General features: G+C 68.5%; 14 protein-coding genes. 8 read left to right on the forward strand and 6 right to left on the reverse strand.

The window, feature by feature from the left end; genetic code table 11:
* Positions 1–4 precede the first annotated feature (4 nt).
* Both miaA and DEH84_RS10640 read left to right on the forward strand, forming a co-directional pair.
* Positions 5–985 (forward strand): tRNA (adenosine(37)-N6)-dimethylallyltransferase MiaA, encoded by a 981-nt coding sequence (gene miaA, locus DEH84_RS10635; protein ID WP_109036828.1) that lies wholly within the window; start codon positions 5–7, stop codon positions 983–985.
* 94 nt (positions 986–1,079) lie between these two features.
* Entirely contained in the window at positions 1,080–1,850 is a 771-nt protein-coding gene (locus DEH84_RS10640; protein ID WP_109036829.1) for an oxygen-binding di-iron domain-containing protein, read from the forward strand.
* Between the two features lie 25 nt (positions 1,851–1,875).
* Here the strand turns inward: DEH84_RS10640 and DEH84_RS10645 are convergent, their stop codons facing one another.
* From DEH84_RS10645 to DEH84_RS10660, 4 genes are all read right to left on the reverse strand, one after another.
* A complete protein-coding gene (locus tag DEH84_RS10645) occupies positions 1,876–3,342 on the reverse strand; it encodes a DHA2 family efflux MFS transporter permease subunit (RefSeq protein ID WP_109038336.1) in 1,467 nt (488 codons plus the stop codon).
* Between the two features lie 91 nt (positions 3,343–3,433).
* Positions 3,434–4,681 carry an HlyD family secretion protein gene (locus tag DEH84_RS10650; protein WP_109036830.1) on the reverse strand — a complete coding sequence of 416 codons (1,248 nt, stop codon included), beginning with the start codon at positions 4,679–4,681 and terminating at the stop codon, positions 3,434–3,436.
* Positions 4,678–6,219 (reverse strand): efflux transporter outer membrane subunit, encoded by a 1,542-nt coding sequence (locus DEH84_RS10655; RefSeq protein WP_109036831.1) that lies wholly within the window; start codon positions 6,217–6,219, stop codon positions 4,678–4,680. The genes DEH84_RS10650 and DEH84_RS10655 overlap by 4 nt, the downstream gene beginning before the upstream one ends.
* Positions 6,220–6,248: 29 nt before the next feature.
* Positions 6,249–6,782, reverse strand: coding sequence for a MarR family winged helix-turn-helix transcriptional regulator (locus tag DEH84_RS10660; RefSeq protein ID WP_109036832.1), 534 nt, complete (start codon positions 6,780–6,782; stop codon positions 6,249–6,251).
* A 91-nt stretch (positions 6,783–6,873) separates the two neighbouring features.
* Between DEH84_RS10660 and DEH84_RS10665 the strand changes: the two genes are divergently transcribed.
* From DEH84_RS10665 to DEH84_RS10690, 6 genes are all read left to right on the forward strand, one after another.
* Complete coding sequence (locus DEH84_RS10665) at positions 6,874–8,730, forward strand: ABC transporter transmembrane domain-containing protein (RefSeq protein WP_109036833.1); 1,857 nt, start codon at positions 6,874–6,876, stop codon at positions 8,728–8,730.
* Between the two features lie 120 nt (positions 8,731–8,850).
* On the forward strand, positions 8,851–9,528 hold the full coding sequence (locus tag DEH84_RS10670) for a YiaD family glycine zipper/OmpA-like lipoprotein (RefSeq protein ID WP_109036834.1): 678 nt from the start codon (positions 8,851–8,853) through the stop codon (positions 9,526–9,528).
* 115 nt (positions 9,529–9,643) lie between these two features.
* Complete coding sequence (locus DEH84_RS10675) at positions 9,644–10,438, forward strand: thymidylate synthase (protein ID WP_245932774.1); 795 nt, start codon at positions 9,644–9,646, stop codon at positions 10,436–10,438.
* Positions 10,439–10,449: 11 nt separating this feature from the next.
* The gene (locus DEH84_RS10680; RefSeq protein WP_109036836.1) at positions 10,450–10,971 is read left to right on the forward strand and encodes a dihydrofolate reductase; all 522 of its coding nucleotides are present in this window, start codon (positions 10,450–10,452) and stop codon (positions 10,969–10,971) included.
* A gap of 156 nt (positions 10,972–11,127) precedes the next feature.
* Positions 11,128–12,105, forward strand: coding sequence for an ABC transporter substrate-binding protein (locus tag DEH84_RS10685; protein WP_109036837.1), 978 nt, complete (start codon positions 11,128–11,130; stop codon positions 12,103–12,105).
* Complete coding sequence (locus tag DEH84_RS10690) at positions 12,102–14,465, forward strand: PAS domain-containing sensor histidine kinase (protein ID WP_109036838.1); 2,364 nt, start codon at positions 12,102–12,104, stop codon at positions 14,463–14,465. The genes DEH84_RS10685 and DEH84_RS10690 overlap by 4 nt, the downstream gene beginning before the upstream one ends.
* Before the next feature lie 13 nt (positions 14,466–14,478).
* Here DEH84_RS10690 and DEH84_RS10695 read toward each other — a convergent pair whose 3' ends face one another.
* Both DEH84_RS10695 and DEH84_RS10700 read right to left on the reverse strand, forming a co-directional pair.
* Positions 14,479–15,363, reverse strand: coding sequence for a sugar phosphate isomerase/epimerase family protein (locus DEH84_RS10695; RefSeq protein WP_109036839.1), 885 nt, complete (start codon positions 15,361–15,363; stop codon positions 14,479–14,481).
* Positions 15,364–15,383: 20 nt separating this feature from the next.
* The gene (locus DEH84_RS10700; RefSeq protein WP_245932562.1) at positions 15,384–16,274 is read right to left on the reverse strand and encodes a VOC family protein; all 891 of its coding nucleotides are present in this window, start codon (positions 16,272–16,274) and stop codon (positions 15,384–15,386) included.
* Between the last annotated feature and the right edge of the window lie 14 nt (positions 16,275–16,288).

Consider the following 16,288-nt stretch of genomic DNA (forward strand, 5'->3'; position numbering starts at 1 on the left):
ACCCATGAGCCAACCTCACACCGAACCCCTGTGGATCCTGACCGGGCCCACGGCCTGCGGCAAGACCGCGGTGGCGCTCGAGCTGGCCCGGCATGTGCCGCTGGAGATCATCAGCGTCGACTCGGCCCTGATCTACCGCGGCATGGACATCGGCACCGCCAAGCCCACCCGTGAGGAACAGGCTCAGGTGCCCCACCACCTCATCGACATCCTCGACCCGACCGAGCGCTACAGCGCGGCGCGCTTCGTGGCCGACACCGAGGCCCTCGTGGTCGACATCCGTGCGCACGGGCGCACGCCGCTGCTGGTGGGCGGCACGATGCTCTACCTGAAGGCCCTGCTCGAAGGCATCGACGAGATGCCCGCCATTCCGCCCGAAGTGCGCGCCGAGGTCGACACCCGCATGCGCGCCCAGGGCAGCCACGCTCTGCACGCCGAGCTGGCCCGGGTCGACCCGGCGACGGCCACCCGCCTGGCCCCCGGCGACACACAGCGCATCCAGCGCGCGCTGGAGGTGTGGCACGCCACGGGCACGCCGCTGTCGGCCTTTCACCAGCGTGACCGGCAGGACGCCGCCGCGCAGCGCCCGGCCGTCGTCGTCTCGCTGGAGCCGCAGGACCGCGCCTGGTTGCACCGCCGCGTGGCGTTGCGCTACCAGCAGATGATGGCCGCCGGCTTCGTCGACGAGGTACGCGCCCTTCGCGCACGCCCTGAGTTGCATGCCGATCTGCCCGCCATCCGCTGCGTGGGCTACCGCCAGGTGTGGGAGGCGCTGGACGCCGGACTGGACCTGCGCCACCCGGCCACGCTGGCCGAGGTCACCGAGCGCGGCGTCGCGGCCACGCGCCAGCTCGCCAAGCGCCAGGTCACATGGTTGCGCAGCATGCAACAGCGTCACGTCATCGCCTGTGACCAGGGCGACACGGCTGCTACCCTGTCGGATAGGGCGCGTGCACTCTTCACGACAGGCTCGCCCCCGAATTGAGGTGGGTTAAGTCAATCGACTGTACTTGCGTCTAAGCTCGGCGATCCCCTTTTTGCCGTGCGACGTGCGGCTCAGGGCCGAAGTTGGAGTTGTGATGCCATACGAGCTGTTCCGCGATCAGGGCCACGCCTGCCTGATGTTTTCCGACCTCAGCAATGAGGGCGGCGAGGCCGTGCAGGCCAACCAGTTCCTGATCGTCGATGGCGACCATGGCGCCATCATCGACCCGGGCGGCAACCTCGCCTACAGCGAGCTCTACCTGGGCATGACGCGGCACTTCCCGCCCTCGCGCCTGTCGGCCATTCTGGCCTCGCACGCCGACCCGGACATCATCGCCTCGCTCGACCGCTGGATGACGGCCACGCCCGACGCCAAGCTGTACGTGTCGACGCTGTGGGAGCGCTTCGTGCCCCACTTCTGCAAGCCGGGCAAGACCACCGGCCGCATCGTCGGCATCCCCGACCCGGGCATGCGCATCCGCGTGGGGCGCAACGACCTCATCGCCCTGCCCGCGCACTTCATGCACGCCGAGGGCAACTTCCAGTTCTACGACCCGGTCAGCCGCATCCTGTTCTCGGGCGACCTGGGCGTGTCCTTCGTGTCGGGCGAAGGCGCCAAGCAGCCCATCCGCTCGCTCAACCCGCTGCCGCGCGGCATGGAAAGCTTCCACCGCCGCTACATGGTCTCCAACAAGATCCTGCGCAGCTGGGCCCGCATGGTGCGCACGCTGAAGATCGACATGATCGTGCCGCAGCACGGCGCGCCGCTGGCCGGTGCCGCCGTCAAGGAGTTCATCGACTGGGCGGAGCAGCTGTCGTGCGGGATCGACCTGATGTCGGACGCGAACTACATCGTGCCGAACTAAACCGGCATCGGTGCAGACATCGGCGTCAGTGGGCGCCGGAATCCACCGCAGCCCCGCCGGCGCGCTTCGGACGCGTCATCCACACCAGCGGAATCATCAGCACGAACAGACAGGCCGACGCCAGGTAGACGTCGTCGGCCGCGCGCGTGAAGGCTTGCTGATCGATGAGACGCGTGATCTGCGCGGCGGCCTGCTCGAAGCCCAGCCCGCCGCGCGACAGGGTGTCGAGTGCCTCCATGGCGCCCGGGTCGGTTCGACTCACATGCTCGACTATGTGCACGTGGTGCAGCGTGGCCCGGTTGTCCCACACGGTCGTGACGGTCGACGTGCCGATGGCGCCCGCCGTGATCCGCACGAAGTTGCTCAGGCCCGAGGCCGCCGGGATGCGGTCGGGCGTGAGCCCGGACAAGGTGATGGCGCTCAGCGGGATGAAGAAGAACGCCAGCGCCGCGCCCTGGATGATCGTGGGCAGCATGATGTGCTGGAAGTCCGCCTGCACCGTGAAGTGCGAACGCATCCACAGCACCAGCGCGAACACGCAGAACGACACGGTGGCCAGCGCCCGCGGATCGACCCGGCTCACGTTCTTGCCCACCACGGGCGACAACAGGATCGCCAGCAGCCCGACCGGGGCCACCGCCATGCCGGCCACTGAAGCGGTGTAGCCCATGTGCTGCTGCAGCCACAGGGGCAACACCACCACATTGCCGAAGAAGAGTCCGTAGCCGATCGACAGCGTCAGCACGCCGAAGGCGAAGTTCTGCTTCGAGAACAGCCGCAGGTCGACCACCGGGTGGTCCTGCGTCAGCTCCCAGATCACGAAGACGATGAAGCCGACCAGGGCCACCAGGCCCATCGCGATGATCTGACCGCTTTCAAACCAGTCCAGCTCCTTGCCCTTGTCGAGCATGACCTGCAGCGCGCCCACCCACAGCACCAGCAGCGCCAGCCCGACCGTGTCGATGGGCAGCTTGCGCGTGGGCGTCTCACGTTTCTTGTAGATGCGCCACGTGACAGCCGCCGCGCCCAGCCCGACGGGCACGTTGATGTAGAAGATCCACGGCCACGACAGGTTGTCGGTGATCCAGCCGCCCAGCAAAGGCCCGGTCACGGGTGCGACCAGCGTGGTCATCGACCACATCGCCAACGCCATGCCAGCCTTGGCCGGCGCATAGCTGCTCAGCAGCAGGGTCTGCGACAGCGGGATCATCGGCCCGGCGACCAGCCCCTGCAGCACTCGAAAGGCAATCAGCATCTCGAGCGACGTGGCGAGCCCGCACAGCCACGAGGCCAGCACGAACAGCAGCACGCTGGCCGTGAACAGCCGCACCGCACCGAAGCGCTGGGTCAGCCAGCCCGTCAGCGGCACCGAGATGGCGTTGGCCACCCCGAAGCTGGTGATCACCCAGGTGCCCTGCGTGGGGCTCACGCCCAGGTTGCCGGCAATGGCGGGCAGGGACACGTTGGCGATCGACGAGTCGAGGACGTTCATGAACGTGGCCAGTGACAGCGCCACGGTGCCCAGGGCCAGTTCACCGCCCTGCAAGGGGCGCGGGGCGGCCACCGCCGCGGTGGCACTCACATCACGCTCCGCGTGCGGCTGCCACGGCGTGTGCCGTGGTGTGGCCGATGTTGGCGTCGATGATGCGGCGCACCAGGGCGTCGGCCTCGCTGGCCTGGTGGTTGAACACGTCGGTCTGCGTCAGGGCGCGCGCACGCGGGGCCACGGCCAGCACCGGGCCATCCTGACGGCTCACATCCAGCTCGACTTCCATCGACAGGCCGACGCGCAGCGGGTGCGCCGCCACCTCGCGCGGGTCAAGCTCGATGCGCACCGGCACACGCTGCACGATCTTGATCCAGTTGCCCGTGGCGTTCTGGGCCGGCAGCAGCGCAAACGCCGCCCCCGTGCCCGCACCCAGCCCGACGACCTTGCCGTGGTAGGCCACCTTGCTGCCGTACACATCGGCCGTCAGCGTGGCGGGTTGGCCGATGCGCACACGCTGCAGCTGGCTTTCCTTGAAGTTCGCGTCCACCCAGGGCTGGCCCAGCGTGACCAGCGCCATCAGCGGAGAGCCGGCCTGCACGCGCTGGCCCACCTGCACACTGCGCTTGGCCACGTGTCCGTCCACGGGGGCCAGCAGATCGACCCGCTGACGCGCCAGCCAGGCCTCGCGCACACGCGCCGCAGCCCGGGCCACGTTGGGGTGCTCGGCCACCGAGGTGCCATCGGTCAGTGACCGGTTGGACGCGAGCTGCTCGCGCGCCGCCACGAGTGCCGATTCCGCTGCGGTCAGCGCGCTGCGCATGGCCACAAGCTGGGCGCTGGCATGTTGGAACTCTTCCTTGCCGACGGCCCCGCTGGCCAGCAGCGGGCTGCGGCGGCTCACGTCCTCCTGGGCACGGGCCACCTCGTTGCGCGCCTTCTCGACATCGGCCTGCCGCAGGGCCACCTGTGCCTGCAGGCTGGCGTTGTTGGCGTACAGCGTCCGCACCTCGCGCACGGTCTGGGCCAGTTGCGCGCGGGCCTGATCCAGTGCAACGTCGGCATCGGCCGGGTCCAGGCGAACAAGCACCTGCCCTGCCTTCACCACGTCGGTGTCGTCGGCGCCAATGGACAGCACCGTGCCGCCCACCTGCGGCGTGATCTGCACCACATTGGCCTGGACGTAGGCGTTGTCGGTGTGCTCGTAGTGGCTGGCGACCAGCGCGTACCAGGCGCCCCATGCAGCGCCGCCAAACAGCACCACGGCGGCCACGGCCGACAGCGCCTTGCGACGGGTCCGAGCGGGCTGGGCCGCGGAAAGGTTTTCAGCAGGGGCTTGGCTCATGAGCGGACTCCGGTCGGATGCGGCGTGGCCGTCCGTGTGGGCGGGTTCGACGAAGTGGGGATCGGGGAAACGGGCGATGCAGGGGAGGCCGTAGACACAGGCGACAGGCCGCCACCGAGGGCACGCACCAGCGCGGCCTGGTTGTCCAGCTGACGGGCCTGGAGGTCGACCGCCAGACGGCGCTGCGCAAGCACCGCCGTCTCGGCGCTCAGCACGTTCAGGTAGCTGCCCAGGCCCGCCTGGTAGCGCTCGCGCGCCAGCCGGTAGGCGGCCTCGCTGGCCTGCTGAGCGGCGGCCTGCTCGGCACGCTGACGCTGCAGCGAGCGGCCACTGCCGAGGGCGTCGGCCACCTCCTGCACGGCCTGCAGCACGGTCTGGTTGTAGCGGGCGATCGCCTGGTCCTCGTCGGCCACGCGACCGCGCAGGCTGGCCTCGCGCCGACCGCCATCGAACAGCGGCAGGTTCAGTGCGGGCAACACGCCCCACTGCAGGCTGCCCGGGTCGAGCAGGCGGTCCAGTCCGATGGCGCCATAGCCGCCAAACAGGCGCAGGTCGACGTTGGGGTAGTAGCTCGCCCGGGCGGCGCGGCTCAACTGCCCGGCCGACTCCACACGCCAGCGCGCCGCCATGACATCGGCCCGGCGAGACAACAGGTCGACCGGCATCACGCCCGTCTCGCCCGGCAGCTGCAGCCGGTCCAGCGCCGGCGCATGGCCCTGCAGTGCATCAGGCACCTGCCCGAGCAAGACCGCCAGCGCGTGACGAGTCAGCGTGATCTGCTCATCCAGTGCTTCGAGTTGCTGACGCGCGTCGGGCAGGCTCGCTTCGCCCTGCCGCAGCTCGACGGTGGTGTCGAGCCCGGCCGACACACGCTGCTGGATCAGCTTGAGCGTCTCTTCACGCTGGGCCAGGGTGCGGGCCCCGACCTCGCGCAGGCTCAACAAACGAGCCAGCTGCACATGCGTGCGCGCCACCTGCGTGCTCAGCAGCAACTGCGCCGCATGCGCTTCGGCCTGCGCAGCCTGGGCCTCGCCCACGGCCGCAGCGAGTTCGGCACGGTGGCGGCCGAACAGGTCAAGCTCCCATGCCCCCTCCAACTGCAGCGTGCCGTTCTCGCGCACCGAGCCGGCCAGCGGCGGTGGGACAGCCCCGTGCTCCGTGTAGCGCTGGCGGGCCAGTTCACCGCGCGCCTGCAAATGCGGCTGCGTGACGGCATCGGCCTGCAGGCGCATGGCCTCGGCGCGCATCAGGCGCGAGCGCGCCACGGCCATCGAGGGGCTGTCGCGCAGGGCCTGCTCCACCAGGCTGGACAAGCTGTCGTCGCCCCACACGCGCCACCAGGGTTGCAGCGCCTGCGTGAAGCGGCCGGTGTCATCCGGGGCCTGCAACTTCAGGGCGTCGGCCGACAGGGGCTCGACCGTTGCACGAACGCCCGCCGGGCTGCCGCAGCCTGCCAGCGCCATGGCACACAGGGCGGCGACCACGGCGAACAGCCGCCGCGGCGGTGCCGCGTCAAGTGAAAGTGTCTTGCCCTGCATCGGGCCTCCTGCATGGTGAAGCGCGGCCATCAGCCGCCCTGGGTGCCCGGGCCTTTGGGATCGGTTCGCGCACGGAACGCGACCGCGTTGGCCTGCATGCGACGCAGCATCTCGAGCAGCGTCTGCCATTCCTCGCGGGTGAAACCGGCCAGGTAGGCGTTCATGACTTCGCACAGCACGCCGGGGACGGGTGCCATCGCCGCCTCGCCGTCCGGCGTCAGCGCCAGGTGCACGACACGACGGTCGGACGTCGAACGTGCTCGCCGCACCAGGCCCTTGGCCTCCAGGCGATCCAGCGTGCGCGTCAATGCGCCGGGGTCGGTCTGCAACTCGCGCGAGAGTTCGGCGAGCGTGGTCGTCCCGATCTTGTGGATGGTGAACAGCGGCGCCCACTGCGCATTGGTGAGGCCGATGTCCTGCAGGCGATGGTCCACCTCGGTCACCAGCAACTGCATGATGCGCCGCATCAGGTAGCCGACGCTCTCGTGACGGCTGAAGCGGTCCTGCACATAGAAGTCGGCGGGCGCCGGACAGGGCCCCGGTGTGCCCTGCGGATCAGGCATGCTTGACGAATCTGACATGCCGCGATTTTGTTTGCCTATGCAAATATTGTCAAGGCTGATACTCTGCTGGCTCCCTTGCTCCCGTCTGCCCATGCCGCCCTCCGCCCGAGATCCCGTCCGTGACCCGGCCCCGGCCCGGTCCGCCGCCTCCCTTCGCGCCCTGGCGCCCTACCTCCGGCCGCACCGCGCGCGGCTGGTGCTCGCCTTCGTCTTTCTGGTCATGGCGGCGCTGACCACGCTCGTGCTCCCGATCGCGCTGCGCACCCTGATCGACCAGGGCATGGTGTCGCCCGAGCCCGGCGAGCGGGTCATGGCGCTGCGCGAGCATTTCCTGGCATTGTTCGGCGTCGGCCTGGCGCTCGGTGTGTTCTCGGCCTCGCGCTATTACATGGTCACCTGGCTGGGTGAACGCATCACCGCCGACATCAAGCGCGCCGTCTACGCCCACGTGCTGCGGCAGAGCCCCGCCTTCTTCGAGACCACCCAGAGCGGCGAGGTGCTGTCCCGCCTGACGGCCGACACCACGCTGATCCAGACCGTCGTCGGCTCCAGTTTTTCGATGGGGCTGCGCAACGCCATCATGGCCATCGGCGCCCTGATCATGCTGATTGCCACCAACCCGTATGTGATGGCCCAGGTGCTGGGCGGGCTGGTGCTCGTGGTGCTGCCAGCCATCGTGTACGGCCGGCGGGTGCGCAAATTGTCGCGGGCCAGCCAGGACCGCCTGGCCGACTCCAGCGCCATCGCGGCCGAAGTGCTCAACGCGGTGCCCGTGGTGCAGAGCCACACCGCCGAGGCCCGCGAGGCCCGCCGTTTCGATGACGCCACCGAGCGCGCCTTCGGCACCGGCGTGCGCCGCATCCGGGCGCGGGCGGTGCTCGTGGCCTTCATCATCACCGCCACCACCGGGGCCCTGCTGTGGGGCCTGTACCAGGGCACACAAGCGGTCATCGACGGCCGCATCAGCGCCGGCCACCTGGGCCAGACGGTCGTCTACGTGATCCTGCTGCTCAGTGCGGTGGCCGCGCTGTCCGAGGTCTATGGCGACATCCTGCGCGCCGCCGGCGCCACCGAGCGCCTGATGGAGCTGCTCGCCACGCGCTCCCCCATCCAGTCACCGGCCGTGCCAGCCACGCTGCCGGCCAGCCGCACGGGCGCCCGGGTGCATCTGCACCAGCTGAACTTCCACTATCCCTCTCGCCCCCAGCACGCGGCCCTGGAGGCCTTCGACCTCGAGGTGCGCCCGGGCGAAACCGTGGCGCTGGTCGGGCCCAGCGGGGCAGGCAAGAGCACGGTGTTCCAGCTGCTGCTGCGCTTCTACGACCCGCAACAGGGCCACATCACCCTGGACGGTGAACGCATTGACCAGCTGCGGCTGGAGGACCTGCGCCAGCGCATCGGCCTGGTGCCGCAGGACAGCACCATCTTCTCCACCACGGCGATCGAGAACATCCGCTACGGCCGCCCGGATGCCAGCGACGAGGAGGTGACAGCCGCCGCCCGCGCTGCCTACGCGCACGACTTCATCATGGCGCTGCCCGAGGGCTACGCCACCTACCTCGGCGAGCGCGGGGTGCGGCTCTCTGGCGGGCAACGACAGCGCATCAGCATCGCCCGGGCCATTCTGAAGAACGCCCCGCTGCTGCTGCTCGATGAGGCCACCAGCGCCCTCGACACCGAGAGTGAGCGCGCCGTGCAGGCCGCGCTGGAACAAGCCATGAAAGACCGCACCACGCTGGTCATCGCCCATCGCCTGAGCACCGTGGTCAATGCCGACCGCATCGTCGTGATCGACCAGGGCCGCATCGTCGATGTGGGGCGCCATGCCGACCTGCTCGCCCGCAATGGGCTCTATGCCCGGCTGGCCGCCATGCAGTTCGACACGGTACCGCCCACACCGGAGGGGGCGGGCACGCCGCGTGCCAAGGACACCTCGCCACAAGGCTGACCACCCTGCCTGACGCCCCCCGGCCACAGGCTGCGTCCGTGACCGTCAACGCGGAAGGCCGGCCGGGCGTTCAAGGACAGAGGGACATACTTCCCACCGAACATGCTGAGAGGAATCGCCATGACAACGAACCGCACCCCCACCCGACTCACCCTGGCTGCCGTGGCCGCCGCGCTGCTGGCCACCGGCTGCGCCAACATGGACGAGCGCCAGCAAGGCACGGCCAAGGGGGCCGCCATCGGCACCGTCGCAGGTGCGGTGCTCGGTGCCGCCACGGGGGGCAAGAACACGGTGCGGGGGGCCGCCATCGGGGGCATCGCGGGCGCCATCGCGGGCAACGTCTGGTCGCGCCGCATGGAAGAGCAGCGCCAGGCCATGGAGCAGGCCACCGCCGGCACGGGCGTGGACGTCGTTCGCACGCCCGACAACCAACTGAAGCTGAACATCCCGAGCGACATCTCCTTCGCCACCGGGAGCGCCGCGCTGCAGCCGCAACTGCGCAGCGTGCTGCAGCAGTTTGCGGATGGCCTGCGCGCCAACCCGGGCACCCTGGTGCGCGTCGTGGGCCACACCGACAACGTCGGCAGCGACGCCACCAACAACACGCTGTCGGTGGCCCGCGCCGACACGGTTCGCGATTTTCTGGAGGACCGTGGCGTGAGCCGCTCGCGCATCGAGACGGCCGGCCGGGGTGAGCGTGAGCCGATTGCCAGCAACGAGACCGCGGATGGACGCTCCCGAAACCGCCGCGTCGAAATCTTCCTGCGCGAGCCCGAGGCCGCCGGCACTGTTCGATAATCCCCGGAACCGTCAGATGGGCCCTCCAGTAAAATGGAGGGCTTTTTTACCTTTTGCGAGCCTGCCCGTGAGCCCGTCGTCCCCCCGCCCTGTGCGCAGCCAGTACGAAGACTTCATGCGCCTCGTCCACACGACGGGCGTGCTCAAGACGGACCGCACCGGGACCGGCACCCGCAGCGTGTTCGGCCATCAGATGCGCTTCGATCTGAGCGAGGGATTTCCCCTGGTGACGACCAAGAAGGTGCACCTGAAATCCATCATCGTCGAGCTGCTGTGGTTCCTGCGCGGCGACGACAACGTGAAGTGGCTTCAGGAGCGCGGCGTCACGATCTGGGACGAGTGGGCCCGTGAAGACGGCTCGCTGGGCCCCGTCTACGGCGTGCAATGGCGGAACTGGCCCAAACCCGACGGCACCCATGTGGACCAGATCACCGAGGTGGTCCGGCAGCTCAAGACCTCGCCGGATTCGCGCCGCATCATCGTCAGCGCCTGGAACCCGGGTCTGATCGACCAGATGGCGCTGCCGCCGTGCCACGCCTTCTTCCAGTTCTACGTCGCACCGCCGCAGGCCGAAGGTGAGCGGCCAAAGCTCAGCTGCCAGCTCTACCAGCGCAGCGCCGACATCTTCCTCGGTGTGCCGTTCAACATCGCGTCCTATGCACTGCTGACCCACATGCTGGCGCAACAGTGCGACATGGACGTCGGCGACTTCATCTGGACCGGCGGCGACTGTCACATCTACAGCAACCACACCGAACAGGTCGAGTTGCAACTCAGCCGCACGCCCTACCCTTATCCGGTGCTGAACATCAAGCGCACGCCCGACTCCATCTTCGATTACGAATACGAAGACTTCGAAGTGACCGAGTACCAGCACCACCCGGCCATCAAGGCTCCGGTCGCAGTCTGACGTCCCGCGCCATGTCCGTGCCCGCACCCAAGCCCCGCACCCTCAGCCTGATTGCCGCCGTCGCGGCGAACGGGGCCATCGGCAAGGACAATGACCTGCTGTGGCACCACCCGCTGGACCAGAAGCACTTCCGGGCCACCACCATGGGCTGCCCGGTGATCATGGGACGCCGCACCTGGGACTCGCTGCCCGAGCGCTTCCGGCCACTTCCCGGACGCCGCAATGTCGTGGTGACGCGCAACCCGGATTTGCACGCACCGGGTGCCGAAGTCGCTCACACACTCGAAGAAGCCCTCGTCCGTACGGCCGATGCCGACAAGGTTTTCGTCATGGGAGGCGGCCAACTCTATGCCGCCGCCCTTCCCCTGGCCGACGAGCTGGTGTTGACGGAAATCCACGCTGCCTATGACGCAGACACCTTCTTTCCTGACTGGCCTCGCACCGCTTTTGAAGAGGTGTCCCGTGAGGAACATCACGCGCAAGGCGACGGGCAGCCCGGCTTCGCGTTCGTGACCCACCGTCGGCGTCGCTGACACACAACGAAGACGGACCCAAACGCCCGAGGCCCCCGCTGCGCCTTCCCGGCAGCGAGCTTGCAGTCTCTCCGGAGAGCGGCGAGACTCTGCGCCGTACGCGTGCGGGCTTTCTTCCTGCAAGCGCGGTTGTCCCGGGGCGGAGCACATGGCACCATGAATCGACGCGCAGTTCTGGCAGGCGGCCTTGGTGCGCTGTCATCCGGCCTGCTGGGTGGCGCCGGCCTGTCGGGTTGTCACGCATCGTCCACACCGCTGCGGGTGGCTCTGAATCCCTGGATCGGTTACGCGTTGCTGTTTCTGGCCCGCGAGCTCGGGCATCTCCGGGAATCGACCGCGCGCCTCGTCGAATTTCCCTCCAACACGGCCAGCCTGCTCGCAATGGCGAACCACAGTGTTTCGGCCGCCGCGCTCACGCTCGATGAACTGCTGCTGGCGCGCGAAGGCGGCCTCGACCTGCGCGCGGCGCTCGTGTTCGACGAATCGTGCGGCGCGGACGTGGTGATGGTGCATCCATCCATCCAGCGTGTGAGCGCGCTCAAGGGCAAGCGCATCGCCGTGGAATCGACCGCCGTGGGCGCCCTGATGCTGTCCCGGCTGCTCGAAGTCGCGGGGCTGGAGGCCACTGATCTGGTCAAGGTCCCGCTCACGGCAGACCAGCACGTGCAGGCCTACACGGCGGGCAAGGTCGATGGGGTGATCACATTCGAACCCATGGCGTCCCGCCTGCGGAGTGCCGGTGCCCACCAACTGCTCGACAGCAGCCGCTTCCCCGGCCTCATCGTGGACGTGCTGGCCATCGGGCCGGAGATCGGTGCCAGCGGCAAAGCGCACCTGCGAGAGCTCGTCCGCGGCTACTTTCTCGCGCTGGCACACCTGCGTGCCCAGCCGGAGGATGCCGCGCGGCGACTGGCACCTTATCAGCAGCTGAGTGCCACGGACGTGCTCGAGGCCTTCCGGGGCATCCGGCTTCCTTCCGCGGCGGAGAACCAGCGCTGGCTTGCGGGGCCTGAACCTCAGCTTCTCCGGTCAGCCCAGACGGTCGGCCGGCTGATGCATGGCGCCCGGCTGCTGCGTGGGGCGCCGTCACTCGAGGGCCTGTGCGTCCCCGATTACCTTCCGGAGCCCACATGACCATGCGCTCCCTCCGGCTCTTTCTTCCAGTGGCCCTCACGGTGCTGCTGCTCGCGATCGGCACGGTCTCCGTGTCGCTTTCGCTGGAGCAGCGGCAGGACCGCCTCACCGAGACCGTGTATCGCGAGGCACTGGGCGATGTCTCTCGGCTGGTGCGCCTGAGCGACGAAGGCATGGGCACGGCCTCCGCCCTTGTCGCCGCCGAGATCGCTCAGATCGCCAGCCGGCCTTACGTGCGCATGGTGCTGCTGATCAGCGAGAACGGCGAGGTGCTGCGAGCGCACCGCACCGACTGGCGTGGCCGCCACGTGAGCCAGGTGGCGCCGGAGCTGAACGCGGCCCGGATCGCCCGCGCTGCGAGCAGCCGCCTGCCCGACTGGCGCATGACCGATGATCGCGGCACGCTGGACGCGCTTCAGTCGTTCGAGCGCCCGTCAGGGCCGGACGAGGTGCGCAGCCTGAAACGGGGCCTGGCTTACGTCGCCTACGACTTGCAGGAAGAACGGGCCGAGGCCGCACGCAACGAGTTGCTGGCACGCCTGCCGGACCTCGTCGGCCTGATCCTCGTGTTCGTCTTCATGGGCTGGTGGCTCGGACGCAACGTGACCCGCCCGCTGGCACGCCTGGACGCCGCGGCCTGCGCCCTGCGCGCGGGCGAAGTGAGCACGCCTGTGCCGCGCGGTGGGTTCAAGGAGATCGACCAGCTGGGGGCGGGTCTGGACGCGCTGCGCGAGGAGCTGTCTGCCACCTGGCAGGCCATACCCGACCTGCTCTTCGAGCTGGATGCGGGGGGCCGCTATCGCAGAGTGCTTGCCATGCGCCCCGAACTCGTGGTGCAGGCGCCACCCGACCTCGTCGGCCGAACGGTCCACGAGGTCCTTTCGCCCGAGGCCGCGGCCGCTGTGCAGCAGGCAATCGACGACGCCGCGCGCAGTGGTTGTGTCTGGGGCCGCGAGGTGGCGATCAACGTGCCGGCCGGCCAGCGCTGGTTCGACATTTCGGTGGCCCGCAAGAACCGCCTCGACGACGGCACGCTGACGTTCCTGGTGATCTCCCGAGACATCACCGAGCGCAAGCAGAGTGAGATGGCGCTCGGCCACATCAATGAGCAACTGGAGCAGCGGGTTCAGGAACGCACGGCCGAGCTGCTGACGGCCAAGAACGAGGCCGAGCGGGCCGACCGCAGCAAGAGTGAGTTTCTCTCGCGCATGAGCCATGAGCTGCGCACACCGCTCAACGCCATCATCGGCTTCGGCCAGCTGCTCGACCTGACGGTGCACGACAGCGGCCAGCGTCGGCAGGTCGGCCACATCATCAGCGCAGGCCATCACCTGCTCACGCTGATCAACGAGATTCTGGACCTTTCTCGCGTGGAGGCCGGCCAGATGAACGTGAGTCTGGAGCGGGTGCGCGTGGATGAGCTGGTGGCCGAATGCATCGAGCTGATGCGGCCGCTTGCTGAAGGGCACGACGTCAAGGTGAAGGTCGAGGCCATCGCGGCATCGGCCGAGGTGCGCGCTGACCGGACCCGTCTGCGCCAGGTGCTGCTCAACCTGCTGTCCAACGGCGTCAAGTACAACCGGCGCGGCGGCCAGCTCACGCTGTCCCTGCTGCAGCGGCCCGCCGTGATCGAGTTGCGCGTGCAGGACACGGGCGCCGGTCTGACACCGTCCCAGCAGGAACGGCTGTTCAAGCCCTTCGAGCGTCTGGATGCCGATGCACGCCAGATCGACGGCACCGGCATCGGTCTGGCGTTGAGCCGACGCCTGATGCACCTGATGGGCGGTGAGATCGGGGTGGACAGCCAGCCCGGCCGGGGCAGCACGTTCTGGATCACGCTGGCACGGTGGACCGGCAGGAGCACCCCAGCCGCCGCGCCCGCGCCCGCACCGGCATCCCCATCGCAGCGCGATGCGCCCGGGGCAGGCGCCGCTGTATCGAGCCCACGCTGGACGGTGCTGTGCATCGAGGACAACGCGGTCAACCTGCAGTTCATCGAGCATGCGTTTGCGCGCTGGCCCGACCTGCAGCTGCTGACGGCCGACACCCCGCACAAGGGCCTTGCCCTGGCGGCCGAACGCCATCCCGACCTCGTGCTGCTGGACATCAACCTGCCCGACATGGACGGCTACGAGGTGCTGCGACGACTCAAGTCAGAACCGGCCACAGGCACCATTCCGGTGGTGGCCCTGACCGCGAACGCGATGGTGGGCGATGCCGCGACCGCCCGGCGCGCCGGCTTCGACGGCTACATCACCAAACCCATTCACCTCGGCCTGCTGAGGGCCGAGATCGACCGCTGGCGTACCCGGGTCGCCGCGTCGGCGAACGATCAGCACGCCCCGGAAGCCGGCAGCTGAAGCGCTCCCGCGTTCAGGCGCGCTTCAGGCGCATCTGGCTCGGCAACGGCGTGGCGCGCTTGAGCACCTCGTCAGCCAGCCAGCTCGCACTGCGGAAGGCACGCTGCGAGACCAGCTCCGGCGGCATCGCCTGGTAGTCATCGTTGAAGACTTCGAAGCTGTAATCGCCGGCGTAACCCATGCGATCGAGCTGCAGCACCAGTCGGGCCAGTTCTTCACTGTGGACGCCCTCACCAGGAAAGACGCGGAAGTGCCGTGCCGTGGTGATGCGCTCCTCCACCGTGCGGATCTCCTGCCACATGAAGTCGGCAAGCTGTACCAGAAAGATCTTGCGCGCATCCACCATCTCGAGCGCGTCGAGCGGGGTGCGGGTCGCAAAGATGTGGAAGGAATCGACCCCCAGACCGAGGTTGGGGCAGTCGGCCGCCTCGACCAGCTCCCACGCCGTCGTGTACTCGTTGATGGTCCGGCCCCATGACAGCCCTTCATACGCCACCTTGATGCCCAGCGGCACGGCCAGCATCGCAAGCTTGCGCAGATCGCGCACCAGTGCGTCCCTGTCCTGTGTGGCGTGCACCGAGGTGGACGAGCATGCCAGCATGACCTTGCAACCCAACGCGGCACACATCTCCATCATCGACTTGGCCACGTCGACCTTGTACTCGTGCAGGTGGCCCGACAGGCCTTCAAAGTCGCGCAGCACCTGAAATCCCGTGGCCCGCAGGCCGCTGTCCCGCACCAGGCGGATGGCGTCCTGCACGCCCGCGGGGTGTTGCACCAGGTCCCGTGCCGACAGCATCACCTGGTCGAAGCCGGCCTCACGGATGGCGCGCAGCTTGACGTCCAGGCCCCCGCCCAGCGAGATGGTGTCCATGCCGAATCCGGCGACTGCATTCATGGCGTGCTCCTTCGGATGGCTCAGGCCGCGTCACGGTGGACCAGCTCGAAGCTGACGCCGCCCAGATGGGTCTGGGTGAGCGCGCCACGGTCCTCGCTGTGCAAATGGCGGGTCTCGGTGAACTCGAGGCCGCGACTGCGCAGCGCCGCCACCGCACCCAGCACGTCGGGCGTGCTCAGCGCAATGCGCTGTAAGGTTTCCTCGCCCCCCACATCCCAGGCATCCGGTTCAGGCTCGATGAGTTGCAGGAAGAACTTCCCGCACGCGCTGCGCAGTACGCGCCCCTTGGGCAGGATGCCGAACCGCAGCTCGTCCGGAACGGGCAGGAAGCCCAGCAGCTCCCCGTAAAACTCGGTCCAGTCGTCCATGCGATCCGCACCGATGTACTGCACGACGCCAAAGAACTCGAAGCCGGCAAGCGCAGGCGGATGCGGGTCGACCGATGGGATGGGCACGAAGTCGACGTCGTAGATCGAGAACTCGCGGTAGCGGTCGACAAAGAAGATGCGGCTCTGACCGACACCATGAATGGCGGGAATGTTGAGCTCCATCGGCTGAACCTCGGTCTTGACCGGCCAGGCGCCCCGCTCCAGGGCGCGACGGTAGGCGGCGCCGGCGTCACGCACACGCAGCGCAATGGCGGCGATCTGTGGCACATCGGGTTCCGCATCGAGGCTGGGACGGCTGCCGGGATGGGCGTTGATGATGATGTTCATGTCCCCCTGGCGGTACAGCAGCACCTCACGTGAGCGATGGCGAGCCACAGGGCGGAAGCCCAGCATCTCGAGCACCTGGCCCAGCGCCTGCGGCTTGCGCGTGCTGAACTCGATGAACTCGATGCCGTTCATGCCCAGCGAATTGTCAGAAGCGCCGACGCGCTCGCGCGGCATGGTGGGATCGACTTTGTTCATGACAGTGTCCTCTC

The sequence above is a fragment of the Aquabacterium olei genome, from assembly GCF_003100395.1.
In the GTDB taxonomy this organism is placed as follows: domain Bacteria; phylum Pseudomonadota; class Gammaproteobacteria; order Burkholderiales; family Burkholderiaceae_C; genus Aquabacterium; species Aquabacterium olei.

Bases quoted from the DNA above. Each gene is read 5' to 3' on its own strand.
- DEH84_RS10650 (WP_109036830.1), bottom strand. From the start codon at position 4,681: ATGAGCCAAGCCCCTGCTGAAAACCTTTCCGCGGCCCAGCCCGCTCGG.
- DEH84_RS10695 (WP_109036839.1), bottom strand. From the start codon at position 15,363: ATGAATGCAGTCGCCGGATTCGGCATGGACACCATCTCGCTGGGCGGG.
- DEH84_RS10660 (WP_109036832.1), bottom strand. From the start codon at position 6,782: ATGCCTGATCCGCAGGGCACACCGGGGCCCTGTCCGGCGCCCGCCGAC.
- DEH84_RS10665 (WP_109036833.1), top strand. From the start codon at position 6,874: ATGCCGCCCTCCGCCCGAGATCCCGTCCGTGACCCGGCCCCGGCCCGG.
- DEH84_RS10700 (WP_245932562.1), bottom strand. From the start codon at position 16,274: ATGAACAAAGTCGATCCCACCATGCCGCGCGAGCGCGTCGGCGCTTCT.
- DEH84_RS10680 (WP_109036836.1), top strand. From the start codon at position 10,450: ATGTCCGTGCCCGCACCCAAGCCCCGCACCCTCAGCCTGATTGCCGCC.
- DEH84_RS10655 (WP_109036831.1), bottom strand. From the start codon at position 6,219: ATGCAGGGCAAGACACTTTCACTTGACGCGGCACCGCCGCGGCGGCTG.
- DEH84_RS10675 (WP_245932774.1), top strand. From the start codon at position 9,644: ATGCGCCTCGTCCACACGACGGGCGTGCTCAAGACGGACCGCACCGGG.
- DEH84_RS10640 (WP_109036829.1), top strand. From the start codon at position 1,080: ATGCCATACGAGCTGTTCCGCGATCAGGGCCACGCCTGCCTGATGTTT.
- DEH84_RS10645 (WP_109038336.1), bottom strand. From the start codon at position 3,342: ATGAACGTCCTCGACTCGTCGATCGCCAACGTGTCCCTGCCCGCCATT.
- DEH84_RS10685 (WP_109036837.1), top strand. From the start codon at position 11,128: ATGAATCGACGCGCAGTTCTGGCAGGCGGCCTTGGTGCGCTGTCATCC.
- DEH84_RS10670 (WP_109036834.1), top strand. From the start codon at position 8,851: ATGACAACGAACCGCACCCCCACCCGACTCACCCTGGCTGCCGTGGCC.
- miaA (WP_109036828.1), top strand. From the start codon at position 5: ATGAGCCAACCTCACACCGAACCCCTGTGGATCCTGACCGGGCCCACG.
- DEH84_RS10690 (WP_109036838.1), top strand. From the start codon at position 12,102: ATGACCATGCGCTCCCTCCGGCTCTTTCTTCCAGTGGCCCTCACGGTG.